Source organism: Streptomyces sp. MMS24-W38 (assembly GCF_059889265.1).
Window position 1 is genome coordinate 4,514,488 of record NZ_JCBCPP010000001.1, and the last position, 23,702, is coordinate 4,538,189.

Sequence of the window (23,702 nt, forward strand, 5' to 3'; positions counted from 1 at the left end):
TCAGGACCCTGCGTGCCCGCGACCCCCAGCCACGTGCCCGAGCCGAGCCGTACCGACCCGGCTCTGATCCGCAACTTCTGCATCATCGCGCACATCGACCACGGCAAGTCCACGCTCGCCGACCGGATGCTCCAGCTGACCGGTGTGGTCGAGCAGCGGCAGATGCGTGCCCAGTACCTCGACCGCATGGACATCGAGCGTGAGCGCGGCATCACGATCAAGTCCCAGGCGGTGAGGCTGCCGTGGGCGCCCACCGACGACAAGGGCAGCACGCACATCCTCAACATGATCGACACGCCGGGGCACGTCGACTTCACCTATGAGGTGTCGCGGTCGCTCGCCGCCTGCGAGGGCACGATCCTGCTGGTGGACGCCGCCCAGGGCATCGAGGCGCAGACCCTCGCCAACCTGTACCTGGCGATGGAGAACGACCTCACGATCATCCCGGTGCTCAACAAGATCGACCTGCCGGCCGCGCAGCCCGAGAAGTTCGCCGAGGAGCTCGCCAACCTGGTCGGCTGCGAGCCCGACGACGTGCTGAAGGTGTCCGCCAAGACCGGGCTCGGCGTCGAGGCGCTGCTCGACCGGGTGGTCGCCGACATCCCCGCCCCGGTCGGCGTCAAGGACGCCCCGGCCCGCGCGATGATCTTCGACTCGGTGTACGACTCGTACCGCGGTGTGGTGACGTACGTCCGGGTCATCGACGGCCAGCTCAACAAGCGTGAGCGCATCCGGATGATGTCCACGGGCGCGACGCACGAGCTGCTGGAGATCGGTACGAACTCGCCGGAGATGCTGTCCTCCGACGGCCTCGGCGTCGGCGAGGTGGGCTACCTCATCACCGGCGTGAAGGACGTCCGCCAGTCCAAGGTCGGTGACACCGTCACCAGCCAGCACGGGGGAGCCGAGGAGGCGCTGGGCGGCTACAAGGAGCCCAAGCCCATGGTCTTCTCCGGCCTGTACCCGCTGGACGGCTCCGACTACCCCGAGCTGCGCGAGGCGTTGGACAAGCTCCAGCTCAACGACGCGGCCCTGGTCTACGAGCCGGAGACGTCCGCGGCCCTCGGATTCGGCTTCCGCGTCGGCTTCCTGGGCCTGCTGCACCTCGACGTGATCCGCGAGCGGCTGGAGCGCGAGTTCGGGCTCGACCTGATCGCCACCGCGCCCAACGTGGTGTACCGCGTGATCATGGAGGACGGTACCGAGCACACCGTCACCAACCCGAGCGAGTTCCCCGAGGGGAAGATCGACGAGGTCTTCGAGCCGGTGGTGCGGGCCACGATCCTCGCGCCCACCGAGTTCATCGGCGCGATCATGGAGCTGTGCCAGACCCGGCGCGGCACCCTGCTCGGCATGGACTACCTCTCCGAGGACCGGGTCGAGATCCGTTACACGCTGCCGCTCGCGGAGATCGTCTTCGACTTCTTCGATCAGCTGAAGTCCAAGACCCGCGGCTACGCCTCGCTCGACTACGAGCCCACCGGCGAGCAGAGCAGCTCCCTCGTCAAGGTCGACATCCTGCTGCACGGCGACAAGGTGGACGCCTTCTCGGTGATCACCCACAAGGACCAGGCGTACGCGTACGGCGTGCGGCTCGTCGCCAAGCTGCGGGAGCTGATCCCGCGGCAGAACTTCGAGGTGCCCGTCCAGGCCGCCATCGGTTCCCGGGTGATCGCCCGCGAGACCATCCGCGCCATCCGCAAGGACGTCCTCGCCAAGTGCTACGGCGGTGACATCTCGCGTAAGCGCAAGCTGCTGGAGAAGCAGAAGGAGGGCAAGAAGCGGATGAAGATGGTGGGTGCCGTGGAGGTCCCGCAGGAGGCCTTCATCGCCGTCCTCTCCAGCGACGACAGCGCGGGGTCGGGCAAGGGCAAGAAGTAACCGGGGTCGCCGGGGGTTACCAGGGGTCACCCCGCGAGCCGGACGGAAACGGGGGTCCGTCGCGCGCAGGCGCGTCGGGCCCCCGTGCGTCGGTCGCCCACCGGATCAGCGGGCCCTCCGTACGAAGTGACAGGCCGTGGCCCCTTACGCAGCCGCCGGTCGGGCTCTAGTCTGTCCCTGCCCGACGGTTACTCATGAGTTAAACAAGGTCATGCGAGCGTAACCAGTCGACCACCAGCCGATACCGAGCCGATACCCGAAACGATCACCAGCCGCACACCAGTCACATCTGAGCCAGCCGCACCGTCGCGGGCCCCGGAGGACGTCTTGAGCGACACACTGACTTTGATCGAGAACCGGCCGCCGAGCGTGGCGACCCTCTTCCTGGAGCGTGTCGCCGCCACACCGGACGCCGAGGCTTACCGCTATCCCGCCCCGTCCGCCACCGGTGAGGGCCCCGACGACTGGAAGTCGCTGACCTGGGCCGAGGCCGCCCAGCGGGTCAGCGCCATCGCGGCCGGGCTGATCGAGCTGGGCGTACAGCCGGAGGAGCGGGTCGCGCTCGCGTCCGCCACCCGGGTCGAATGGATCCTCGCCGACCTCGGCATCATGTGCGCGGGCGCCGCCACCAGCACGGTCTACCCGCAGACGAACCTCGACGAGTCCGCGTACATCCTGTCGGACTCCGGCAGCCGGGTGCTGATCGCGGAGAACGCCGAGCAGGTGGCCAAGGCGGTCGCGAAGCGCGCCGAGCTGCCCCGGCTCGGCCACGTCGTGGTCATCGACGCGACCGGCGTCGAGACCGATGACTGGGTGATCAGCCTCGCCGAGCTGGAGCGCCGCGGCGCGGCCCGGCTCGAGAAGGACGCCGGGCTGGTCAAGGAGCGGGTCGCCGCGATCACCAAGGACCAGCTGGCCACCCTCATCTACACCTCCGGCACCACCGGCCGTCCCAAGGGCGTGCGCCTGCCGCACGACAACTGGTCGTACATGGCGAAGGCGATCGCCGCCACCGGCCTGCTCGACGGCGACGACGTGCAGTACCTGTGGCTGCCGCTCGCGCACGTCTTCGGCAAGGTGCTCACCTCCGGCCACATCGAGGTCGGCCACATCACCGCGGTCGACGGCCGGGTCGACAAGATCATCGAGAACCTGCCGGTGGTGCGGCCGACCTACATGGCGGCCGTGCCCCGCATCTTCGAGAAGGTCTACAACGGGGTCGCGGCCAAGGCACGGGCGGGCGGCGGCGCCAAGTACAAGATCTTCCAGTGGGCCGCCGAGGTCGCCCGCGAGTACGCCAAGGCCACGCAGGACAACTTCCGCCGCACCGGCACCGCCAGTGCCCCCTTCGGCCTCACCGCGAAGCACAACGTCGCCGACAAGCTGGTCTACGCCAAGATCCGCGAGGCCTTCGGCGGCAACCTGCGCGCCTGCATCTCCGGTTCGGCGGCCCTGGCCCCGGACATCGGCTACTTCTTCGCCGGCGCCGGCATCCACATCCTGGAGGGCTACGGCCTCACCGAGTCCTCCGCGGCCTCCTTCGTCAACCCGGGCGAGGCCTACCGCACCGGCACCGTCGGCAAGCCGCTGCCCGGCACCGAGGTCCGCATCGCCGACGACGGCGAGATCCTGCTGCGCGGCCCCGGCATCATGGAGGGCTACCACGGGCTCCCCGAGAAGACCGCCGAGGTGCTGGAGTCCGACGGCTGGTTCCACACCGGCGACATCGGCGAGCTGTCGCCCGACGGCTACCTGCGCATCACCGACCGCAAGAAGGACCTCATCAAGACGTCCAGCGGCAAGTACATCGCGCCCGCCGAGGTCGAGGGACTGTTCAAGGCGGTGTGCCCGTACGTCTCCAACATCCTGGTGCACGGCGCCGACCGGAACTACTGCACCGCCCTCATCGCCCTCGACGAGGTCGCGATCACGGCCTGGGCCGCCGAGAACGGCCTGGGCGGCAAGCCGTACGCGGACATCGTCGCCGCGCCCGCGACGGTCGAGATGGTCGACGGCTACGTCAAGCAGCTCAACGAGGGCCTGCAGCGCTGGCAGACCATCAAGAAGTTCCGCCTCCTGCCGCGCGACCTCGACATCGAGCACGGCGAGATCACCCCGAGCCTGAAGCTGAAGCGCCCGGTGGTGGAGCGCGAGTACAAGCACCTCATCGACGAGATGTACACGGGCGCGCGGGAGGCGTGACGCGTTTGGTGTGACGGCGGAGGGCAGGGCCCCGGGGCCGACCGGTCCGGAGCTTCCGCCCCCGCCGTCGTCTTCCCGCCCGCTTCTCGCCGACCGTGCGGACAACACCCCCATGACGCCGGTTCCTGGCCCTGGACGGGCGATACCGGCCACGGCGACCGGGCCGCCAGCTGACACGTCTTGGTTCTCCACGGCATCTCACAGCGTCACGAGACAAGCCACTGCTGTCGGGCAGCATCGAGGTGCCACTGCGGCAGCCGGGAACAACACCTGCCTGTGTCAGTGGTCGCTGGCAGTATGCGTTACGTGACCTCAGCCACCGCAGCCGATTACGGCTGGATACGTTCCCCGGTCTCGTTGTTCAGGTACGCGCTGGAGACCGGGTACACCTTGACGTTGGTACGGGAAGTCTCGCCTGCAGAGTTGCTCAGCATGGCAGGGGCCGTGCCGCGGGGTGTGTGCGAGGGGCTCGGCCAGTTGATCCAGCAGCATCAGGAACTCATCGACGAATCCGATGACTGGGACGAGTCCGTCCTGGCGGGAGCGTGCACCGTTCAGGGCGAGGGAGGGGACTGGACCATGGCCCTGACGTTCGGCGGCGACCTGGGGTCGCCTGACTTCATGGAGGCCCTCTCCGCCGGGACCCGTGCTGTCTCTCATTCGAGTAACGGGGGGAAGCCCATGCACTTCTTCCACTGGCACGAGAACGGGGAGTTGCGCACCACTTTCGAAGGACCCGCTGCCAGAGGCGGCAGCACGCCGGACGAGCTGAACGCGTTGATGAGGGAAGTCGGTCTCGACCTCACAGGTGAAGAAGGTCCCGAGGTCGATCGCAAGGCAGCAGTTTTCGCACTGACCGAGCGCCTGACAGGCGTCCGAGTGACCGAGGAACTGCTGGCGCAGGCCGAGTACCGGACGGGCGAGGTGCCCGAGGAACCCGCCGACGAGTGGGAGAGCATCACCGTCGACATCACGGATGCGTACGGCAGGCGGACTTATGCTCACGTCCGACGGGGTCAGCTCTGACACACTGCGAGGCTCCGGGGTCAGGTCTCCTTCACCCAGTCGGCCACCGCAGCCTCGTCCCGCGCGAGTGCACGCCGGGCGGGGACCTGGCGTGCCGACACCTGCGGCATGACCATGCCTGATCCGTCACGCACCTACGAAGAATGCTTCGCCGAGACCACTCATGTCTGTGAGGTCACGGAGGTTCTACCGTAGCCCGGCCGGTGCGGGGGAGGCGCTGCCGGTAGTGCCTCCCCCCGCGTACCGGATCGAGCAGTCGTGCTCAGTCCGCCGACGTGGCAGTGATGAACGCCGCCCAGCCGTCCGCGCTCACGGAGAGGTGCGGGCGGTGGGTGTCCTTGGAGTCGCGGACGTGAACCATGGCGATGCCGACCGCGACCTCCACGCAGGCGCCGCCCTCGTTACCGCTGTAACTGCTCCTGTACCAGGTGAGTTCTGCGTCCTCGGCACTCATCGTTCTGCCTGCATCCTCTCGATCAGCGCCAGAGACTCTCGGGGAGTGAGCGCCTGAGCTCTGATGCTTCCGTATCGTGCAGCCAGGATACGGACCTCTTCGGCGTCTGTGGTCAGCCGCGTAGCGTTCCGGACTTCCACATGACCGACCTGTGGCTTCCCTCTGGGTGTCAGCAGAATGAACGGACCACCCATTCCAGCGTGTTCGTCCCGTTCCATCGGCATGATCTGCAACTCCACGCTCCGCAAGCGCCCAAGAGCAAGGAGTTGGTCCAGTTGCTCCTTGTGTACCTCCCAACCGCCGATCGGGCGGCGCAGCACCGACTCCTCGATGACGGCGGTCATCATGGGAGGAGGCCACCTGGTGAGGATCTCCTGGCGCGCGAGTCGTGAAACGACGCGCTGCTCCATCGTCTCCTCATCCAGCAGCGGCTTCCGCATCCCGTACAGTGCGCGTGCCCGGCGTTCCGTCTGGAACAGGCCCGGGATGTCATGGCTGCTGTAGTCGTTGACCTCAACCGCTTCCCCCTCCAACCGCGCATAGTCCCGGAACCACGCCGGATGCCGGACCCGGGCACGGGCCTTCGCGCGTACCAGGTCTTCCTTGACGGCCTGCAGCAGGCCATGGGCATTGAGCAGGTCGTCCGCCGCGTCGAGGAACTCCGGTTGAGGCGTTCTGCGGCCACGTTCCAGTGACGAGATGAGGTCCTCGCCGTACCCGAGACGGTCGCCCAACTCCTTCTGGGTCAGGCCAGTCCGTTCCCGCAGCAGTTTGATCTGTCTGCCGACGGCTCGGTTCAGGTCGTGGAGGACGTCCGTCTCCTCCGAGGTTTCGGTCGGGGCTCCCGCGCCACTCCGGCCGGGTCCTGATGTCATCACACATCCCCCGACCCACCCGTCCGCCACCCGGTTATTTCCGTCACCACGGACACGCAACCGACAACGGCGGTACAGGCGCGTGCCGTACCGATGGTTCCTCTGGTCAGCGTACGACCATCCGGACACGCTCTGTCACATGAAGTGTGAAATCCGTGACTGGCACCTCACGTTCCGAGGCGTCTCCGCTCCCATCCATTTCCGCCAGCGGTTCAGTTCGACGCGGCGTGGAGCGCGCCTCGCGCGCCTGCTCGCCGCACAGCAGTTGACGGACTGGGGCTGGGTCAGAGACAGCGACCCCCTGGAGTCCGCCGCGCTGATCGTCGGTGAACTCGCCGCCAACGCGGTGACCCACGGCCGGGTGCCGGGCCGGGACTTCCAGCTCACGATGACCTTGCTTCCGCACCCGGAGGGCAAGTGCGGCATCCTCCGGATCGAGGTCGCCGACTGCCGGGGCGAGCGGCTGCCCACCCCGGTGCCGACGCCGTGCCCGGACGACGAGCAGGGGCGGGGGCTGCTTCTCGTGGACGCGCTCGCCGCCCGGTGGGGCGTCAGCCCTCGCTTTTCCTCGGGGAAAAGCGTCTGGGCGGAGCTGTCTGGTCCGTGGGTGACGGACCCCGCGTGAGGACCGGCCGCTCCAGGACCAGTCTCGTGGGGTCGGGGGCCTGCGCTGCTGGGCTGTAGACGGCTGCCTTACCGAAAAGCGTGAGCAGTCGGCGGGTATGTGTCATGTGGGAGCTCAAATGAGCGCCGTGCGGACAGAAGTAACCAAAGTGCTCACGCTTTTAGGGAGGGGTGTCCCGTCCGGGGCGGGCGTCCACTCCGGCAGTGGCTGTCCCCACGAGCGGGCCGAAGTCGGTGGGCGCCCTTCTGTGGCCGGTGGGCCCGGGTGGTCATACCGTGCGCTGCCGGGGCAGTTCGGCTCGGCGGACCGGGGCGGAGGCCAGGGTGATGGCGACGCCCAGGGAGGCGAAGGTGCCGCAGCCGACGAACACCGGGGCGGTGCCCCAGGCTCCGACGGCGGCGCCGACCAGCGGGTAGCCGAGGGGTGCGAGACCGACCATGGTGAGCATGACGACGGAGGTGACCCGGCCGAGGTAGGCGGGGTCCGCCGCGGTTTGTATGAGGGTGCTGTCCAGACTGCCGAAGACGCCCGCGCTCAGCCCGATGACCACCGCCAGCACCACGGCGGTCCAAAGGGACGGAACCAAGGCGATGGTGGCCGCTCCCGTGCAGGCCACGAGCAGGGTCCCGGCCAGCGTCAGGCCGGCGCGGGGCAGCCAGCCGGCGATGGCGAGCAGTGCGGCACTGGCCGCCGCTCCCGCGCCGAAACCGCCGACGATCCAGCCGTAGCCGGAAGGGCCCCAGCCGCGCTCGGCGTTGAGGAGCACCATGCCGATGTTGAGAGTGCCGATCAGGCCCAGCTCGCAGACGGCGCCGGCGGCGACGAGCGGGCCGATGAGGCTGTGGCGGCGGATGTAGCGCAGGCCGTCGAGGAGGTCCTTCCAGGCCGTGCCGGGTTCCGGCTGGTCCTCACCGCGCTCCGCGAGGGGGCGTATCCGTATGGTCAGCAGGAGCGGCAGGGACAGCGCGAAGAGGAGGCCCGCGACGGTGAAGGCGGCCGCCGCGCCGCCGAGTCCCATGGCCAGGCCGCCGATGGGCGGGCCCGCGACCTGGCTGAGGCGCATGGCCAGGGAGCGCATGCCGGTGACCCGGGCGAGCTGGTCGGCGCCGGCGATCCGCGGTGGGAGGGCCCCGATCGCGGGTACGAACAGCGCGTCCACGGCTCCGAAGACGAGTGCCACCGCGACCAGGAGCCACAGGGCCGGCGCGGTCAGTGCGATCGCGGCGGCCACCGAGAGGACGAGGAGACAGCGCAGTGCGTCGCTGCCGAGAAGGATCCGGCGGGGGTCGAGCCGGTCGGCCAACACGCCCCCGCCGAGCATCAGTAACGCCCGCGGCAGCGCCGCGGCGGCCATGACGAGGCCGACCTCGGTGGGGCCCGCGGTCTTCTGGGCGGACCAGCCGAGGGCGACGAAGTACACGCTGTCACCGACGAGGGAAGCGGTGTACGCGGTGAGCCAACGCAGCACATTGCCGTCGCGGTAGGCCGGTTTGGTGGCGTGTTCGGGCAGGGCTGTCTCTGCGGTGGTCATGGCGGGCTCCAGGAGTCGGGGACGGCCGGGTCAGGGCCGGAACGGGAAGCCGTACAGGTGCACGGACACGTGCTCGCGGTCCTCTGCGTCGCCGGCCGCCTCAGCGGCCCTGCCGCGCTCCCGCCAGCGGCGGGCCAGCGCCTCGAGCTCGGCGCTCATCTCGGCGAGTTCGGCGGGGGTCAGGTCGAGCATCCATTCGGAGCTGAACGCGGCGTCGGTCCACGCCTTGCCCCAGGCGGCCGTCTGGTCCAGATACGCGCGGTACTGGGCGGTGCGGGTGTCGAGGATGCCGCGTGTCACCGCGCCGACGGCAGTGGCCCCTTCAGGCGTGTCCGCGAAGTCCGAGTTGCGAAAGCCCCAGCCCTCCTCCGAGGCCACCTGCCACCACCGCTCACGGCCGTCGGTGCTCCGGCCGCTCGCCTCGGTCACGAAGCCGTGCTCGGCGAGCTTGCGCAGGTGGTAACTGACCAGCGACGGCGCCTGGTCGACCTGCTCGGCGAGCTGGGACGCGGTCGCGGTGCCCGCGGCGTACAGCAGCCGGTAGAGCTGCATCCGCAGGGGGTTGGTGAACGCCTTCAGTCGGGAGAGGTCGGTGATCTGCTCGGGTTCGCGCTTCGGTGGCATGCCCTCACCGTAGGTATGAAGCATAATTTGCGCAATATATATTTCGGATATTCAGCGGCAGGGAGCCCGGTTCCACCCCGGCGGGACCGTCCAGGGCGAGCTGTGCGGGGCCCGGCGGAGTGGGGGGCCGGTATTGCGCGAAAGTGATCGGTTTTCGGTCAGGTGTTGGCTGTGTGCTTAGCACTGTTCTGGCTCCCGGGGGTCCACTTCGGTAACTCGTTGCTTATGGGTGGGGTCGGTCTGTCACCCTGGCGGCATTGATCGAGGCGTATTCGTACGAACTGCCCGGGGAGCTGCCCATGAGGGCCATTCCGACGCAACGGGAGACCCCGAGTGCCGTCTCGGAGGCGCCCGCGCGGGCGTGCGCGCGGGCGGACGCGGCGCTGTCCGGCGGCTCCCTCGCGCCGGGCACCGCGCGGGCCCTGGTGCGGGCGGCGCTCGCCGACTGGACGGAGCGCGCCCTGCCCGGTGCCGAGCACCTCACCGCTCGCGCCGGCGACGACGCCACGCTGATCGCCAGCGAACTGGTCACCAACGCCGTCGTGCACGCCGGCACCGAGGTACGGCTGACCTGTCGCCTCGAGGAGGAGACCGGCGCCCTCGTCGTCGAGGTCACCGACCTCCACCCCTCCCGCGCCCCGCGCGGCGGCGAGCCGGAGGCACCGCCCTACGAGAGCCCCGAGCACGGACGCGGCCTGCGCCTGGTCGCCGCGCTCTCCGAGGCCTGGGGGATCACCTACCGCCCCGGTACCAAAACCATCTGGGCCCGGATCCCCGTAGGAGGGGACTTCGCGGCGGACGGCACGGAGGGCGCGGAGGAGAGTGCAGAGGACGCGGAGGAAACGGAGAGCGCAGGGAGCGCGGGCATTCCGTTCGACGCGTACGTCTGGGAGGCGGAGCCTGACAGCGAGGAATGGCGTTCACCCCGGCCGTACCGGCGGGACGGGGCCTGGCTCGGGCGTGGGGCGCTGTCCTTCCTCGCCGAGGCGTCCGATCTGCTCGCCGGGCAGCTGGACGAGGACCTGGTCGCCGCGCTCACCGGGCAGCTGATCGTGCCGCGGCTGGCGGACTGGTGCGCGGTGTGGCTTGAGGACGAGACCACCGGCCACGGCGGCCGGAACGACGGGGCACGGGCCGGCGGACCCCGCCTCGCCCGTGTCTGGCACGCCGACGAGAGCCGCGTCGAGGAGCTGAGCCGGGTGCTGGAGCAGGATCCCCCGCCTCCCTCCGATCCACTGAGCACCGGACCGGTCGTCTACCCCTGGCCGGAGAAGGCGCTCCACCTGACCGAGGGCCGCGAGGAGGACACCGGCCCCGGCGCCGCCCTCGCCTACCGGCTCGTCGCCGGTGGCCGGCCGCTGGGGACGCTGGTGATCGGGCGGGCCGGGATCGGGCGGTTCCCGGACGAGGTCACCGGGCTGGTGGAGGACCTCGGGCGGCGCGTGGCGCTCGCCATCGGCGCCGCCCGGCAGTACGCCCGCCAGGCCACCATCAGCGCCGTGCTCCAGCGAGGGCTGCTGCCCGGCGCCGTCGCCGAGATCCCCGGCGTGCGCTCCGCCCTCGTCTACGAGCCCCACGACAAGGGCGGACCGAGCGGCGACTTCTACGACCTGTTCCCGGCCGGGCCGGGCCGCTGGTGCTTCGCCATCGGCGACGTCCAGGGCAAGGGCCCCGAGGCGGCCGTCGTCATCGGTCTGGTCCGCCCCTGGCTGCGGCTGCTCGCCCGCGAGGGCTACCGCGTCGCCGACGTCCTCGACCGCCTCAACCAACTGCTCCTCGACGACGCCACGGAGGCCGCCGACGCCGCAGCCCGCGCGCTCGTCGCCGCCGGCGCCCGCCCGGCCGCCCCCGGGGACGGCCCCCAGACCCGCTTCCTCTCCCTGCTCTACGGAGAACTCACCCTCGTCGAGGGCGGCGCCCGCTGCACCCTCGCCTCCGCCGGACACCCCCTGCCGCTGCTGCTCTCGCCCGACGGGACGGTCCGTACCGTGGCCCGGTCGCAGACCCTGCTCGGGGTCGTCGAGGACGCCACCTACACCAGCGACACCTTCGAGCTGCGCTCCGGCGACACCCTGCTCTGCGTCACCGACGGCGTCACCGAGCGGCGCTCCGGCTTCCGCCAGTTCGACGACGGCGACGGACTCGCCGCCGCGCTGGCCGGCTGCGCCGGGCTGGACGCCGACCTGACAGCGGAACGCATCAGCCGGCTGGTCCACGAGTTCGGGGCGCGGCCACCGGAGGACGATCTCGCCCTGCTGGTGCTCCAGGCGGACTGACACCGGGGCGCCGACGACGCGGGAAGGGACCGGAGCGAGTGCGGGACAATGGAGCACATGCCTTCCGCACTCCCCGACGGCGAGCCCGTCCCCGCCGACGGCGCGCTGCCCGCGTCCGCGCTCGCCGGGGCCGCAGCGCGCCCCCTCGGGTTCTATCTGCACGTGCCGTACTGCGCGACCCGCTGCGGCTACTGCGACTTCAACACCTACACCGCCACCGAGCTGCGCGGCAGCGGCGGGGTGCTCGCCTCCCGCGACAACTACGCCGAGACCCTGATCGACGAGGTCCGCCTGGCCCGCAAGGTGCTCGGCGACGACCCGCGCGAGGTCCGCACGGTGTTCGTCGGCGGCGGCACCCCCACCCTGCTGGCCGCCGACGACCTCGTACGGATGCTGGGCGCGATCCGTGACGAGTTCGGGCTGGCGGCGGACGCCGAGGTCACCACAGAGGCGAACCCCGAGTCGGTCGATCCGGCCTACCTGGCGACCCTGCGCGAGGGCGGCTTCAACCGGGTCTCCTTCGGCATGCAGAGCGCCCGGCAGCACGTGCTGAAGGTCCTCGACCGCACACACACCCCCGGCCGCCCGGAAGCGTGTGTCGCCGAGGCGCGGGCGGCGGGTTTCGAGCACGTCAACCTCGACCTGATCTACGGCACCCCCGGCGAGTCCGACGACGACTGGCGGGCCTCGCTGGACGCGGCCCTCGGCGCCGGGCCCGACCACGTCTCCGCATACGCGCTCATCGTCGAGGAGGGCACGCAGCTCGCCCGCCGCATCCGGCGCGGTGAGGTGCCGATGACCGACGACGACGTGCACGCGGACCGGTACCTGATCGCCGAGGAGGCCCTGTCGGCGGCCGGCTTCGACTGGTACGAGGTGTCGAACTGGGCCACCTCCGACGCGGGGCGCTGCCTGCACAACGAGCTGTACTGGCGCGGCGCGGACTGGTGGGGCGCTGGGCCCGGCGCGCACTCGCACGTGGGCGGGGTGCGCTGGTGGAACGTGAAGCATCCGGGGGCGTACGCGGCGGCGCTGGCGGCGGGGCGGTCGCCGGGGGCCGGGCGGGAGGTCCTGTCGGACGAGGATCGGCGGGTGGAGCGGATTCTGCTGGAGCTGCGGCTCGAGGAAGGGGTTCCGCTGGCTCTTCTCCGTGCGGAGGGGCTGTCGGCGGCGCGTCGGGCCTTGACGGACGGTCTGCTGCGGCAGGGGGCGTACGACGAGGGCCGTGCGGCCCTCACCCTGCGGGGGCGGTTGCTGGCGGACGCGGTGGTCCGGGACCTGGTCGACTGAGCAGGCTTCCCTCGCCCCCGCCGCCCCTTCCCATTCCCGTCCCCTGGGGGCGCCGCCCCATACCCCCTTCGGCCTGAACGGCCTCGTCCTCAAACGCCGGACGGGCTGATTCCAGCCCCTCCGGCGCTTGAGGAGCGGGGGTCCGGGGGCGGCACCCCCGGGATGGGACGGGTAGGGGCGGCGAGGGCGAGGAAAGCCCGGGTCAGGACGGCATCGTCACGAAGTCGATCAGTTCCTCGACCCGGCCCAACAGCGCCGGCTCCAGGTCCTTGTACGAGCGCACCGCGCCGAGGATCCGCTGCCACGCCTCCCCCGTGTTCGCCACGCGCCAGCCCAGTGCCCGGCACACCCCCGTCTTCCAGTCCTGGCCGTGCGGCACCCGGGGCCACGCCTCGATGCCCAGGGACGACGGCTTCACCGCCTCCCAGACATCGATGTACGGGTGGCCCACCACCAGGGCGTGCTCGCTGGTGACCGACTCCGCGATGCGCCACTCCTTCGCGCCCGGCACCAGGTGGTCCACCAGGACGCCCAGCCGCGCGTCCGGGCCCGGAGCGAACGCGTCGACGAGCGCCGGCAGGTCGTCGACGCCCTCCAGGTACTCCACGACCACGCCCTCGACGCGCAGGTCGTCGCCCCACACCTTCTCGACCAGTTCGGCGTCGTGGCGGCCCTCGACGTAGATGCGCCCGGCGCGCGCCACGCGCGCGCGTGCGCCCGGGACGGCCACCGAACCGGATGCCGTACGGGTCGGACGCGCCGGGCCCGCGGCGGGCCGCACCAGCGTCACCGTGCGGCCCTCCAGCAGGAAGCCGCGCGGCTCCAGCGGGAAGACCCGGTGCTTGCCGAAGCGGTCCTCCAGGGTCACCGTGCCCGCCTCGCAGCGGATCACCGCGCCGCAGAATCCGCTGCCGGGCTCCTCCACCACCAGACCGGGCTCGGCCGGGACCTCGGGGACGGGCGGGGACTTCTTCCACCCGGGGGTCAGGTCAGGGGAGTACTGGCGCATTCTGATGACGATAGGAGAACCGGGCCCCCGTTCGGCCGAAGGGTCAGCCCGACACGCCGAAACGAGCCGCGAGGGCGTCGCGCTGGGCCCGTACGAACGCCGCGTCCACCACCGCTCCGTGACCGGGTACGTACACCGCGTCCTCGCCGCCCAGGGCCAGCAGCCGGTCCAGGGCGGCCGGCCACCGCGACGGGACGGCGTCGGGGCCCGCCTGCGGCTCGCCGGACTCCTCCACCAGGTCGCCGCAGAAGACCACCTCCGGGTCGCCGGGCACCAGCACCGCCAGATCGTGCGCCGTGTGCCCGGGGCCCACGTTCGCGAGGAGGACCTGCCGTCCGCCGCCCAGGTCGAGGGTCCACTCGCCGGACACCGTGTGCCGGGGGCGGACCAGCGCCAGCGCGTCCACGGCCTCCTCCGCCGCCCGCGCGTCCAGACCCTCGCGCTCCGCGTCCGCGCGCAGTTCCTCGCGCCCCCGTGCCAGCACCGTGTCCACGCCCACCGCGCCGAACACCTCCGCGCCCGCGAACACCGCCGCCCCCAGCACATGGTCGAAATGGGGGTGGGTGAGAGCGAGATGCGTCACACGCCCACCGGCGAGCGCCTGCGCCCGTGCCCGCAACCGGGCGCCCTCGCCCAGGCTCGAACCGGCGTCCACGAGCAGCGCCGCGCCCACGCCGACGACGAGCCCCGCCGTGCAGTCCCACACCGGCAGCCGGCACCGGCCCACTCCCGGCGCCAGCCGTTCCCATCCCGACTCTTCCCAACTCACCGTCATACCGCGACGCTAATCGCCCACGGCTTCCCCGCGCGACGGCGTGGGACCGGCCTTGCCCGGGGTGTACCCACCGGCCGTACACTGGGCGGGGAAGTCTGGCACTCGCGTGCGAAGAGTGCCAGGACATTCAGGGAACGGACCGGGCGGAAGGCTTCTGGAGGTGTGCGCCATGCTCAGTGAACGCAGGCTCCAGGTGCTGCGCGCCATCGTCCAGGACTACGTCGGAACCGAGGAACCCGTCGGCTCCAAGGCCCTCACCGAGCGGCACAACCTGGGCGTCTCCCCGGCCACCGTGCGCAACGACATGGCGGCCCTGGAGGACGAGGGGTTCATCGCCCAGCCGCACACCAGCGCCGGGCGCATCCCCACCGACAAGGGCTACCGGCTCTTCGTGGACAAGCTCGCCGGCGTCAAGCCGATGACCGCCCCCGAGCGGCGCGCCATCCAGAACTTCCTGGAGGGCGCCGTCGACCTGGACGACGTCGTGGCCCGCACGGTGCGGCTGCTCGCGCAGCTGACCCGGCAGGTGGCCGTCGTGCAGTACCCGTCGCTGACCCGCTCGACCGTGCGGCACGTGGAGCTGCTCCCGATGGCGCCCGCGCGCGCCATGCTGGTGCTGATCACGGACACCGGGCGGGTCGAACAGCGCATGATCGACTGTCCGGCGCCGATCGGCGAGGCGACCCTGGGGGATCTGCGGGCGCGGCTCAACAGCCGTGTCGCGGGCCGCCGTTTCACCGATGTACCGTCTCTCGTCGAGGATCTCCCCGAGGCTTTCGACCCCGAGGAGCGCGGTACGGTCTCGACCGTGCTCTCCACCCTCCTGGAGACGCTCGTCGAGGACAACGAGGAGCGGCTGATGATCGGCGGTACCGCCAATCTGACCCGCTTCGGACATGACTTCCCCCTTGTGATCCGGCCCGTACTGGAGGCGCTCGAGGAGCAGGTCGTGCTTCTCAAGCTGCTGGGCGAGGCGAAGGATCCGGGCGTGACCGTGCGTATCGGTCATGAGAACGCCCACGAGGGACTCAACTCCACCTCAGTGGTGTCGGTGGGCTACGGTTCGGGCGGCGAGGCTGTTGCCAAGCTCGGCGTGGTCGGTCCGACCCGCATGGATTACCCGGGAACGATGGGAGCGGTACGCGCAGTGGCACGGTACGTCGGACAGATCCTGGCGGAGTCGTAGTGGCCACGGACTACTACGCCGTACTCGGCGTGCGCCGCGACGCTTCGCAGGAGGAGATCAAAAAGGCCTTCCGGCGGCTCGCCCGCGAGCTGCATCCGGACGTCAACCCGGATCCGAAGACCCAGGAGCGGTTCAAGGAGATCAACGCCGCCTACGAGGTGCTGTCGGACCCGCAGAAGAAGCAGGTCTACGACCTCGGCGGCGACCCGCTCTCGCAGGCCGGGGCCGGCGGCGGCGCGGGCGGCTTCGGCGCGGGCGGCTTCGGGAACTTCTCCGACATCATGGACGCGTTCTTCGGCACGGCGTCGCAGCGCGGTCCGCGCTCGCGCACCCGCCGCGGCCAGGACGCGATGATCCGGATCGAGGTCGAGCTGGACGAGGCCGCGTTCGGCACGACCAAGGACATCCAGGTCGACACGGCGATCGTGTGCACCACGTGCAGCGGTGAGGGCGCCGCGCCGGGGACCAGCGCGCAGACCTGTGACATGTGCCGCGGCCGCGGTGAGGTCTCGCAGGTCACCCGGTCCTTCCTGGGCCAGGTCATGACCTCGCGCCCCTGCCCGCAGTGCCAGGGCTTCGGCACCGTCGTCCCGAACCCGTGCCCGGAGTGCGCCGGCGACGGACGCGTCCGCTCCCGCCGCACCCTGACCGTGAAGATCCCGGCCGGTGTCGACAACGGCACCCGGATCCAGCTGGCCGGCGAGGGCGAGGTCGGCCCCGGCGGCGGTCCCGCCGGCGACCTGTACGTCGAGATCCACGAACTGCCGCACAGCACCTTCCAGCGGCGCGGCGACGACCTGCACTGCACGGTCACCATCCCGATGACGGCGGCCGCCCTCGGCACCAAAGTGCCGCTGGAGACGCTGGACGGCATGGAGGAGGTCGACATCCGGCCCGGCACCCAGTCAGGCCAGTCGATCCCGCTGCACGGCCGGGGCGTCACGCATCTGCGCGGCGGCGGCCGGGGCGACCTCATCGTGCACGTCGAGGTGCAGACCCCGGGCAAGCTCGACCCCGAACAGGAACGCCTGCTGCGCGAACTCGCCAAGCTCCGCGGCGAGGAACGACCGCTGGGCCAGTTCCAGCCGGGGCAGCAGGGGCTGTTCTCCCGGTTGAAGGACGCCTTCAACGGGCGCTGACGCGGGCGTCGGTGGTCGTGCCGGGGGTCCGGGGGTCGTCCCCCGGGTGGGTACGGTCAGCCGGGGCAGCAGGGGTTGTTCTCCCGGTTGAAGGACGTCTTCGACGGGCGCTGACGGACGACACCGACGGTGCTGCGCGCGGGGGCCGGAAACGGCTCCCGCGGTGCTCCGGAAGGTGCCCCGGGAGCCGCTCTGAAGGTGCCCCGGACACGGCCTGTGCCAAGGGCAAGGGCCGATTGAGCCCCGATTCGGAGATGTCCGAAGGACGTGGCAACATGCCGTCATGTCCTTGGCGCTCACCGATCTCCTTCCGCACCCCGTCGTGCAGGCCCCCATGGCGGGCGGTGTCTCCGTGCCGCGGCTCGCCGCGGCCGTCTCCGAGGCGGGCGGGCTCGGTTTCCTGGCAGCCGGGTACAAGACCGCGGACGGGATGTACCAGGAGATCAAGCAGCTGCGCGGACTGACCGGCCACCCGTTCGGCGTCAACGTCTTCATGCCGCAGCCCGAGACGCCCGACCCGGCCGCCGTCGGCGTCTACGCCCACCAGCTGGCCGGTGAGGCCTCCTGGTACGAGACCGAGCTCGGCGACCCCGACAGCGGCCGCGACGACGGCTACGACGCCAAACTCGCCGTCCTGCTCGACAACCCGGTGCCGGTGGTGTCGTTCCACTTCGGTGTGCCGACCCGCGAGGTCCTGGACTCCCTGCGCCGCGTCGGCACGTTCACCCTGGTCACCGCCACCACCGCCGAGGAGGCGCGGGCCGTGGAGCGGGCGGGCGCCGACGCGGTGATCGCGCAGGGCGTCGAGGCCGGCGGCCACCAGGGCACCCACCGGGACCTCCCGGAGAACGACGGCTCCGGCATCGGACTGCTGTCCCTGGTCGCCGAGGTGCGGGAGACGGTGGGCATCCCGATCGTCGCCGCCGGCGGCATCATGCGCGGCAGCCAGATCGCCGCGGTGCTCGCGGCCGGCGCCCGGGCGGCCCAGCTCGGCACCGCCTTCGTCGCCACCCACGAGTCCGGCGCGCACGCCCTGCACAAGCAGGCGCTGACCGACCCCCTCTACGTCCGCACCGAACTGACCCGCGCCTTCTCGGGACGCCCGGCCCGCGGCCTGGTCAACCGGTTCCTGCGCGAACACGGCCCGTACGCGCCCGCCGCCTACCCGGACGTCCACCATCTCGCCGCGCCGCTGCGCAGGGCCGCCGCCGAGGCGGGGGACGCACAGGGCATGGCACTGTGGGCGGGACAGGGCCACCGGATGGCCCGGGAGCTGCCCGCCGGGCAGCTGGTGGAGGTGCTGGTCGCCGAACTCGCCGCCGCCCGGACGGCGTTGTCGGCGGGGGGTGCCGGATGACCGCGCCGGTCTTCGTGGTGGAGCACTTCGACACGGACGACTCCGGACACCATGTGCTCGACGGCCCCGAGGGGCGGCACGCCGTCTCCGTGAAGCGGCTGCGGGCCGGGGAGCGCGTCGTCCTCACCGACGGCGCGGGCCGCAGGGCCGAGGGCGAGGTGACCGGCACCGAGGGCAAGGACCGGCTGATCGTGCGCCTCGGGGACGTCGTCGAGGAGCCCGAGGAGTCGCCCCGGCTCACCGTCGTCCAGGCGCTGCCCAAGGGCGACCGGGGCGAGCTGGCCGTGGAGACGATGACCGAGGTCGGCGTCGACGCGATCGTGCCGTGGTCCGCGGCGCGCTGCATCACGCAGTGGAAGGGCGAGCGCGGACTGAAGTCCCTCGCCAAGTGGCGGGCGACGGCCCGGGAGGCCGGCAAGCAGTCCCGCCGGGCGCGCTTCCCGGAGGTCGCGGACGCGGCGACGACCAGGCAGGTTGCCTCACTTCTCGCCGAAGCCGACTTCGCCGCCGTGCTCCACGAGAGCGGCACCGAACCCCTCGCCACCGCCGAACTCCCCGGCTCCGGCAGCATCGTGCTGGTCGTCGGCCCCGAAGGCGGGGTCTCGCCGGAGGAGTTGGCGCTCTTCGCGCAGGCCGGTGCCAGGCCCTACCGCCTGGGCCGCAGCGTCCTGCGCACCTCCACGGCAGGCACCGCCGCCACGGCCGTCCTGCTGGCCCGCACGGGCCGCTGGTCCTGACGACGACGGCCGGCCGTCAGCCGTGCGGTCGCCCGTCAGCGGTCCGCCGCGCGGGCGGCGGCGACCGCCGGGAACAGGTCCCAGCCGTCCAGCTCCGCGGCCCCGGTGAGCAGCCCGCGCCGGACCGCCTCGTCGACGAAGGCCCGTACGACACCGGGCTCGTGCAGGTTGAGCGCCGCGTGTCCGCCGAGGGCCACAGCCCCGGAGTGCAGGAAACCGTCGGGGACGAAACGGCCCTCGCCGCCCCGGAACACCAGGTGGGTCGTTGTCGTCGTCCCCTCCCGGGTCAGGGCGAGCACCTCCTGGCAGGGCCCGTCGGTACGGTGCCGATGACGCACCGACCACAGGTAGGCGGTCGTTTTGCCCGGGGCGGTGTCGTCCACGACGAGTCGTCTGAGCCGGCGTTCGCTGCGCATCGCTCCACGGTAGTGAGGAGTGGCCGTATGCGCCCTACCGCCACGGATGGGGCGGTGGCAGGCTGCCGGGCATGGGGGCATTGAGGTGGGTTCGGGGCGGGACGCGGTGGCGCCGGCCGGTGTCGGCCGTCGGGTTCGTCGTGGTCGTCGTGGGCGGGGCCGTGGCGTGCGAGCCGGGTCCGGTCGGCACGGCGGCGGTGGCGTACACGACCGACGAGACGGTCACCCGGGAGCTCAACCGGCAGAAGGCCGGGGTGCGTTGGCTCAGCTGCACCGCCTCCTACGGGAACCAGGGCGGCGCGTCGTCGCGGCCCGCGAGCGAGGACACCGTGGCCACCGTGGACTGCGACGGGGAGACCGAGGACGGCAAGGAGATCACCGTCACCGGGAAGATCACCCATGCCGTCGACGGCGCCTGTGTGCGCGGGGACATCACCGCGAAAGTGGACGGCAAGCAGTGGTTCCGGGTCGACGGCCTGGGGGACTGCGACGCCACCAGCCCGCCGGCGCTGGGCGAGCCCACGAACCGCGGCCCGCGGCCCACCGTCACCGTGACGGTCACCACGACCGTGTGGTGCGAGCAGTACCCGTCCTGTCGCCCCGTCGAGGGCAAGTGATCCAAACCTCTGTCCAGGCCGACCGCGTGTGCGTAGGGTGATCGAGTGACACAGTCTGCATCGGTCGCCCCCGCCGCGTATCTCCGGTTCCCGCATCCGCACGGCGAGTTGGTCGCCTTCACCGCTGAGGACGACGTGTGGCTCGCCCCGCTCGACGGCGGCCGGGCCTGGCGGGTGAGCGCCGACAACGTGCCGGTGACGCTCCCCCGCATCTCGCCCGACGGCACCACCGTCGCCTGGACCTCCACCCGTGACGGCGCCCCCGAGGTGCACATCGCGCCCGTCGAGGGCGGCCCCGGCCGGCGCCTGACGTACTGGGGGAGCGCGAGGACCCAGGTGCGCGGCTGGACCCCGGACGGGAAAATCCTCGCGCTCAGCACCCAGGGCCAGGCCAGCCTGCGCCGCACCTGGGCCCGCGCGATCCCCCTCGACGGCGGACCCGCCACCACCTTGCCGTACGGCCCCGTCGGCGACGTCGCCCACGGGCCGCGCACGGTCCTGCTGTCCGCGACGATGGGCCGCGAGGCCGCCTCGTGGAAGCGGTACCGGGGCGGCACGGCGGGCAAGCTGTGGATCGCGCAGGACACCGGCGACGGCGGCCCGGAGGAGTTCGTCCGGCTGCACGGCGACCTCGACGGGAACATCGAGTACCCGCTGTGGGTGCGTGACAGGGTCGCCTTCCTCTCCGACCACGAGGGCACCGGCGCGCTGTACTCCTCCCTCGCCGACGGGTCCGACCTGCGCCGGCACACCCCCCTCGGGGGTTTCTACGCCCGGCACGCCGCCACCGACGGCACCCGCGTCGTGTACTCCTGCGCCGGTGAACTGTGGATCCTCGACGACCTGGACGGGGCCGAGCCGCGCCGGCTCGACATCCGGCTGGGCGGGCAGCGCGTCGACCTCCAGCCGTTCCCGGTGAACGCCGCCCGCTGGTTCGGTTCCGCCTCCCCCGACCACACCGCGCGCGGCAGCGCCGTCTGCGTGCGCGGCACCGTCCACTGGGTCACCCACCGCTCCGGCCCCGCCCGCGCGCTCGCCGCCACCCCCGGCGTACGGGCCCGCCGCCCGCGCACCTTCCGCGCGGACGGCGAGGAATGGGTGGTGTGGGTGACGGACGCCGAGGGCGACGACGCCCTGGAGTTCGCCCCCGCCACCGGCCTCGCCCCCGGAGCCACCCCGCGCCGGATCGCCGCCGGACAGCTCGGCCGCGTCCTGGGCCTCGCCATGGCACCCGACGGCAGCCGCGCCGCGGTCGCCTCGCACGACGGCCGTCTCCTGCTCGTCGAGCGGGAGACCGGCGAGGTCCGCGAGGTCGACCGCAGCGAGCACGGCGACGTCTCCGGGCTGACCTTCTCGCCCGACTCCGCCTGGCTCGCCTGGTCCCACCCCGGCCCCCGCCCGCTCAGCCAGCTGCGGCTCGCCAACACCACCGACCTGTCGGTCACCGAGGCGACCCCGCTGCGCTTCCAGGACTACGCGCCCGCGTTCACCCTCGACGGCAAGCACCTCGCCTTCCTGTCGACCCGCTCCTTCGACCCCGTCTACGACGAGTACGTCTTCGACCTCGCCTTCGTCGAGGGCGCCCGCCCGCACCTGATCACGCTCGCCGCGACGACGCCGTCCCCGTTCGGCCCGCAGCGGCACGGCCGCCCCTTCGAGACACCGGACCGGGACGAGACCCCCGACAGCGAGGGCATCCCCGCCACCCGTATCGACCTCGAGGGGCTGGCCGACCGGATCGTGCCGTTCCCGGTCGAGGCCGCCCGCTACTCCAACCTGCGCGCCGCCAAGGACGGGGTGCTGTGGCTGCGGCACCCGGTGCGCGGCGTGCTCGGCGCCTCCAGGGCAACCCCCGAGGACCCCGACCCCAAGACCGAGCTGGAGCGCTACGACCTCGCCCAGCAGCGCATCGAGCATCTGGCCGTGGACGCCGACCACTTCGAGGTCAGCGGCGACGGCAAGCGGGTGCTGCTGTGGACCGACGGACGGCTGAAGGTCGTCCCCAGCGACCGGCGCGCGCCGAACGACGACGACAGCGACGGCAACATCACCGTCGACCTCGACCGGGTGCGCCAGTTCGTCGACCCGGCCGCCGAGTGGCGGCAGATGTTCGACGAGGCCGGCCGCATCATGCGGGACAACTACTGGCGACCGGACATGAACGGCGTCGACTGGGACGGCGTCCTCGACCGCTACCGGCCCGTCCTCGACCGGCTCGCCACCCACGACGACCTGGTCGACCTCCTCTGGGAGGTGCAGGGCGAACTCGGCACCTCGCACGCCTACGTCACACCGGGCGGCGGCTACGGCGGCGGCGCCCGGCAGGGCCTGCTCGGCGCGGACATCTCCCGTCATGAGGACGGTAGTTGGCACGTCGACCGGATCCTGCCCGCGGAGACCTCCGACCCGCAGGGCCGCTCCCCGCTGGCCGCGCCCGGCGTCGCGATCCGCACCGGTGACGCCATCGTCGCCGTGGCCGGACAGCCGGTCGACCCGGTGGCCGGACCGGCGCCGCTGCTGGTCGGCACCGCGGGCAAACCGGTCGAGCTGACCGTCTCCCCGGCCGGCGGCGGGGACCCGCGGCACGCGGTCGTCGTCCCCGTCGCCGACGAGGAGCCGCTGCGCTACCACGCCTGGGTCGCCGACCGGCGGGCCCACGTCCACGAACTGTCCGGCGGCCGGCTCGGCTACATCCACGTGCCCGACATGCAGGCCCCCGGCTGGGCCCAGATCCACCGCGACCTGCGGGTCGAGGTGACCCGTGAGGGCCTGATCGTGGACGTCCGGGAGAACCGCGGCGGACACACCTCCCAGCTCGTCGTCGAGAAGCTGGCCCGGCGGATCGTCGGCTGGGACCTGCCGCGCGGCATGCGCCCGGAGAGCTACCCGCAGGACGCGCCGCGCGGTCCCGTCGTCGCCGTCGCCAACGAGTTCTCCGGCTCCGACGGCGACATCGTCAACGCGGCGATCAAGGCGCTCGGTATCGGCCCGGTCGTCGGCACCCGCACCTGGGGCGGCGTCATCGGCATCGACAGCCGCTACCGGCTCGTCGACGGCACCCTCGTCACCCAGCCCAAGTACGCCTTCTGGCTGGAGGGGTACGGCTGGGGCGTGGAGAACCACGGCGTGGACCCGGACGTCGAGGTGGTGCAGCGCCCGCAGGACCACGCGGCGGGGCGGGACGCGCAGCTGGACGAGGCGGTCCGGCTGGCGCTGGCGGCCCTGGAGGAGAACCCCGCGAAGGAACCGCCGTCCCTTTCCTGACGGCCGGGACGGATACGATGCCCGGGTAGGCGATCAACCGGGCGAGGAGGCACACCCATGGCAGGGGAACCGCAGGACGACTGTCTGTTCTGCAAGATCGTCGCCGGGCAGGTTCCGTCGACGATCGTCCGCGAGACGGAGACGACCGTCGCGTTCCGCGACATAAACCCGCAGGCGCCGACGCACGTCCTGGTCATCCCGAAGGCGCACCACAAGGACGCGGCGGCCCTGGCCGTGGCCGCTCCCGAGGTCGCGGCGGACGTCCTGCGCGAGGCCCAGGCCGTCGCGGACCAGGAGCAGTTGGAGAGCCACCGCGTCGTCTTCAACACCGGCAGCGGCGCCGGGCAGACCGTCTGGCACGCGCACGCCCATGTCCTGGGCGGCCGCGGTCTCGAGTGGCCCCCCGGATAGGCGGCTC

20 protein-coding genes are annotated in these 23,702 nt (G+C 71.8%); 13 read left to right on the forward strand and 7 right to left on the reverse strand.

Features of this window, described 5'->3' with window-relative positions; genetic code table 11:
- Window positions 1–12 precede the first annotated feature (12 nt).
- From lepA to AC6F7H_RS19460, 3 genes are all read left to right on the forward strand, one after another.
- A complete protein-coding gene (gene lepA / locus AC6F7H_RS19450; RefSeq protein WP_500758209.1) occupies window positions 13–1,881 on the forward strand; it encodes a translation elongation factor 4 in 1,869 nt (622 codons plus the stop codon).
- 327 nt (window positions 1,882–2,208) lie between these two features.
- The gene (locus AC6F7H_RS19455) at window positions 2,209–4,083 is read left to right on the forward strand and encodes an AMP-dependent synthetase/ligase (RefSeq protein WP_500758210.1); all 1,875 of its coding nucleotides are present in this window, start codon (window positions 2,209–2,211) and stop codon (window positions 4,081–4,083) included.
- 306 nt (window positions 4,084–4,389) lie between these two features.
- On the forward strand, window positions 4,390–5,109 hold the full coding sequence (locus AC6F7H_RS19460; RefSeq protein WP_500758211.1) for a DUF6461 domain-containing protein: 720 nt from the start codon (window positions 4,390–4,392) through the stop codon (window positions 5,107–5,109).
- Window positions 5,110–5,371: 262 nt separating this feature from the next.
- Here AC6F7H_RS19460 and AC6F7H_RS19465 read toward each other — a convergent pair whose 3' ends face one another.
- Together AC6F7H_RS19465 and AC6F7H_RS19470 are read right to left on the reverse strand one after the other, a co-directional pair.
- On the reverse strand, window positions 5,372–5,563 hold the full coding sequence (locus AC6F7H_RS19465) for a DUF397 domain-containing protein (RefSeq protein WP_500758212.1): 192 nt from the start codon (window positions 5,561–5,563) through the stop codon (window positions 5,372–5,374).
- A complete protein-coding gene (locus AC6F7H_RS19470) occupies window positions 5,560–6,438 on the reverse strand; it encodes a helix-turn-helix domain-containing protein (RefSeq protein ID WP_500758213.1) in 879 nt (292 codons plus the stop codon). Before AC6F7H_RS19470 ends, AC6F7H_RS19465 begins: the two co-directional genes overlap by 4 nt.
- A 139-nt stretch (window positions 6,439–6,577) precedes the next feature.
- Between AC6F7H_RS19470 and AC6F7H_RS19475 the strand changes: the two genes are divergently transcribed.
- A complete protein-coding gene (locus tag AC6F7H_RS19475) occupies window positions 6,578–7,063 on the forward strand; it encodes an ATP-binding protein (protein WP_500758214.1) in 486 nt (161 codons plus the stop codon).
- A gap of 268 nt (window positions 7,064–7,331) precedes the next feature.
- Here the strand turns inward: AC6F7H_RS19475 and AC6F7H_RS19480 are convergent, their stop codons facing one another.
- The gene (locus AC6F7H_RS19480) at window positions 7,332–8,594 is read right to left on the reverse strand and encodes an MFS transporter (protein ID WP_500758215.1); all 1,263 of its coding nucleotides are present in this window, start codon (window positions 8,592–8,594) and stop codon (window positions 7,332–7,334) included.
- Between the two features lie 30 nt (window positions 8,595–8,624).
- On the reverse strand, window positions 8,625–9,218 hold the full coding sequence (locus AC6F7H_RS19485) for a helix-turn-helix domain-containing protein (protein ID WP_500758216.1): 594 nt from the start codon (window positions 9,216–9,218) through the stop codon (window positions 8,625–8,627).
- A 299-nt stretch (window positions 9,219–9,517) separates the two neighbouring features.
- On the opposite strand from AC6F7H_RS19485, the gene AC6F7H_RS19490 reads away from it, so the two are divergent.
- Both AC6F7H_RS19490 and hemW read left to right on the forward strand, forming a co-directional pair.
- Complete coding sequence (locus AC6F7H_RS19490; RefSeq protein WP_500761943.1) at window positions 9,518–11,494, forward strand: SpoIIE family protein phosphatase; 1,977 nt, start codon at window positions 9,518–9,520, stop codon at window positions 11,492–11,494.
- 57 nt (window positions 11,495–11,551) lie between these two features.
- Entirely contained in the window at window positions 11,552–12,784 is a 1,233-nt protein-coding gene (gene hemW / locus AC6F7H_RS19495; RefSeq protein WP_500758217.1) for a radical SAM family heme chaperone HemW, read from the forward strand.
- A 202-nt stretch (window positions 12,785–12,986) separates the two neighbouring features.
- Here the strand turns inward: hemW and AC6F7H_RS19500 are convergent, their stop codons facing one another.
- Both AC6F7H_RS19500 and AC6F7H_RS19505 read right to left on the reverse strand, forming a co-directional pair.
- Window positions 12,987–13,793: a DUF3097 domain-containing protein gene (locus AC6F7H_RS19500; RefSeq protein WP_500758219.1), complete on the reverse strand. Its 807-nt coding sequence runs from the start codon at window positions 13,791–13,793 to the stop codon at window positions 12,987–12,989.
- Between the two features lie 43 nt (window positions 13,794–13,836).
- A complete protein-coding gene (locus AC6F7H_RS19505; RefSeq protein WP_500758220.1) occupies window positions 13,837–14,568 on the reverse strand; it encodes an MBL fold metallo-hydrolase in 732 nt (243 codons plus the stop codon).
- Between the two features lie 169 nt (window positions 14,569–14,737).
- On the opposite strand from AC6F7H_RS19505, the gene hrcA reads away from it, so the two are divergent.
- The 4 genes from hrcA to AC6F7H_RS19525 all read left to right on the forward strand — a co-directional run bounded on the left by hrcA (window position 14,738) and on the right by AC6F7H_RS19525 (window position 18,987).
- Window positions 14,738–15,754 carry a heat-inducible transcriptional repressor HrcA gene (gene hrcA, locus AC6F7H_RS19510; protein ID WP_500758221.1) on the forward strand — a complete coding sequence of 339 codons (1,017 nt, stop codon included), beginning with the start codon at window positions 14,738–14,740 and terminating at the stop codon, window positions 15,752–15,754.
- Window positions 15,754–16,893, forward strand: a complete 1,140-nt coding sequence (dnaJ, locus tag AC6F7H_RS19515) for a molecular chaperone DnaJ (RefSeq protein WP_500758222.1) — start codon at window positions 15,754–15,756, stop codon at window positions 16,891–16,893. Before hrcA ends, dnaJ begins: the two co-directional genes overlap by 1 nt.
- A gap of 283 nt (window positions 16,894–17,176) precedes the next feature.
- A complete protein-coding gene (locus AC6F7H_RS19520) occupies window positions 17,177–18,250 on the forward strand; it encodes a nitronate monooxygenase (RefSeq protein WP_500758223.1) in 1,074 nt (357 codons plus the stop codon).
- Complete coding sequence (locus tag AC6F7H_RS19525; protein ID WP_500758224.1) at window positions 18,247–18,987, forward strand: 16S rRNA (uracil(1498)-N(3))-methyltransferase; 741 nt, start codon at window positions 18,247–18,249, stop codon at window positions 18,985–18,987. Before AC6F7H_RS19520 ends, AC6F7H_RS19525 begins: the two co-directional genes overlap by 4 nt.
- A 35-nt stretch (window positions 18,988–19,022) precedes the next feature.
- Here AC6F7H_RS19525 and AC6F7H_RS19530 read toward each other — a convergent pair whose 3' ends face one another.
- Window positions 19,023–19,403, reverse strand: coding sequence for a hypothetical protein (locus AC6F7H_RS19530; protein ID WP_500758225.1), 381 nt, complete (start codon window positions 19,401–19,403; stop codon window positions 19,023–19,025).
- 71 nt (window positions 19,404–19,474) lie between these two features.
- Between AC6F7H_RS19530 and AC6F7H_RS19535 the strand changes: the two genes are divergently transcribed.
- From AC6F7H_RS19535 to AC6F7H_RS19545, 3 genes are read left to right on the forward strand one after another with little or no spacing between them, the layout of a single operon-like run.
- Window positions 19,475–20,020: a hypothetical protein gene (locus AC6F7H_RS19535; RefSeq protein ID WP_500758226.1), complete on the forward strand. Its 546-nt coding sequence runs from the start codon at window positions 19,475–19,477 to the stop codon at window positions 20,018–20,020.
- 45 nt (window positions 20,021–20,065) lie between these two features.
- Window positions 20,066–23,284, forward strand: coding sequence for a S41 family peptidase (locus AC6F7H_RS19540; RefSeq protein WP_500758227.1), 3,219 nt, complete (start codon window positions 20,066–20,068; stop codon window positions 23,282–23,284).
- Between the two features lie 57 nt (window positions 23,285–23,341).
- Entirely contained in the window at window positions 23,342–23,695 is a 354-nt protein-coding gene (locus AC6F7H_RS19545; RefSeq protein ID WP_109376970.1) for an HIT domain-containing protein, read from the forward strand.
- Window positions 23,696–23,702: the final 7 nt, after the last annotated feature.

Coding starts and splice junctions, on each gene's coding strand:
- hrcA (WP_500758221.1), top strand. CDS start 14,738: ATGCTCAGTGAACGCAGGCTCCAGGTGCTGCGCGCCATCGTCCAGGAC.
- AC6F7H_RS19525 (WP_500758224.1), top strand. CDS start 18,247: ATGACCGCGCCGGTCTTCGTGGTGGAGCACTTCGACACGGACGACTCC.
- AC6F7H_RS19535 (WP_500758226.1), top strand. CDS start 19,475: ATGGGGGCATTGAGGTGGGTTCGGGGCGGGACGCGGTGGCGCCGGCCG.
- AC6F7H_RS19475 (WP_500758214.1), top strand. CDS start 6,578: ATGAAGTGTGAAATCCGTGACTGGCACCTCACGTTCCGAGGCGTCTCC.
- AC6F7H_RS19465 (WP_500758212.1), bottom strand. CDS start 5,563: ATGAGTGCCGAGGACGCAGAACTCACCTGGTACAGGAGCAGTTACAGC.
- AC6F7H_RS19480 (WP_500758215.1), bottom strand. CDS start 8,594: ATGACCACCGCAGAGACAGCCCTGCCCGAACACGCCACCAAACCGGCC.
- AC6F7H_RS19470 (WP_500758213.1), bottom strand. CDS start 6,438: ATGACATCAGGACCCGGCCGGAGTGGCGCGGGAGCCCCGACCGAAACC.
- AC6F7H_RS19505 (WP_500758220.1), bottom strand. CDS start 14,568: ATGACGGTGAGTTGGGAAGAGTCGGGATGGGAACGGCTGGCGCCGGGA.
- AC6F7H_RS19490 (WP_500761943.1), top strand. CDS start 9,518: ATGAGGGCCATTCCGACGCAACGGGAGACCCCGAGTGCCGTCTCGGAG.
- AC6F7H_RS19520 (WP_500758223.1), top strand. CDS start 17,177: ATGTCCTTGGCGCTCACCGATCTCCTTCCGCACCCCGTCGTGCAGGCC.
- AC6F7H_RS19545 (WP_109376970.1), top strand. CDS start 23,342: ATGGCAGGGGAACCGCAGGACGACTGTCTGTTCTGCAAGATCGTCGCC.
- AC6F7H_RS19500 (WP_500758219.1), bottom strand. CDS start 13,793: ATGCGCCAGTACTCCCCTGACCTGACCCCCGGGTGGAAGAAGTCCCCG.
- hemW (WP_500758217.1), top strand. CDS start 11,552: ATGCCTTCCGCACTCCCCGACGGCGAGCCCGTCCCCGCCGACGGCGCG.
- AC6F7H_RS19530 (WP_500758225.1), bottom strand. CDS start 19,403: ATGCGCAGCGAACGCCGGCTCAGACGACTCGTCGTGGACGACACCGCC.
- AC6F7H_RS19485 (WP_500758216.1), bottom strand. CDS start 9,218: ATGCCACCGAAGCGCGAACCCGAGCAGATCACCGACCTCTCCCGACTG.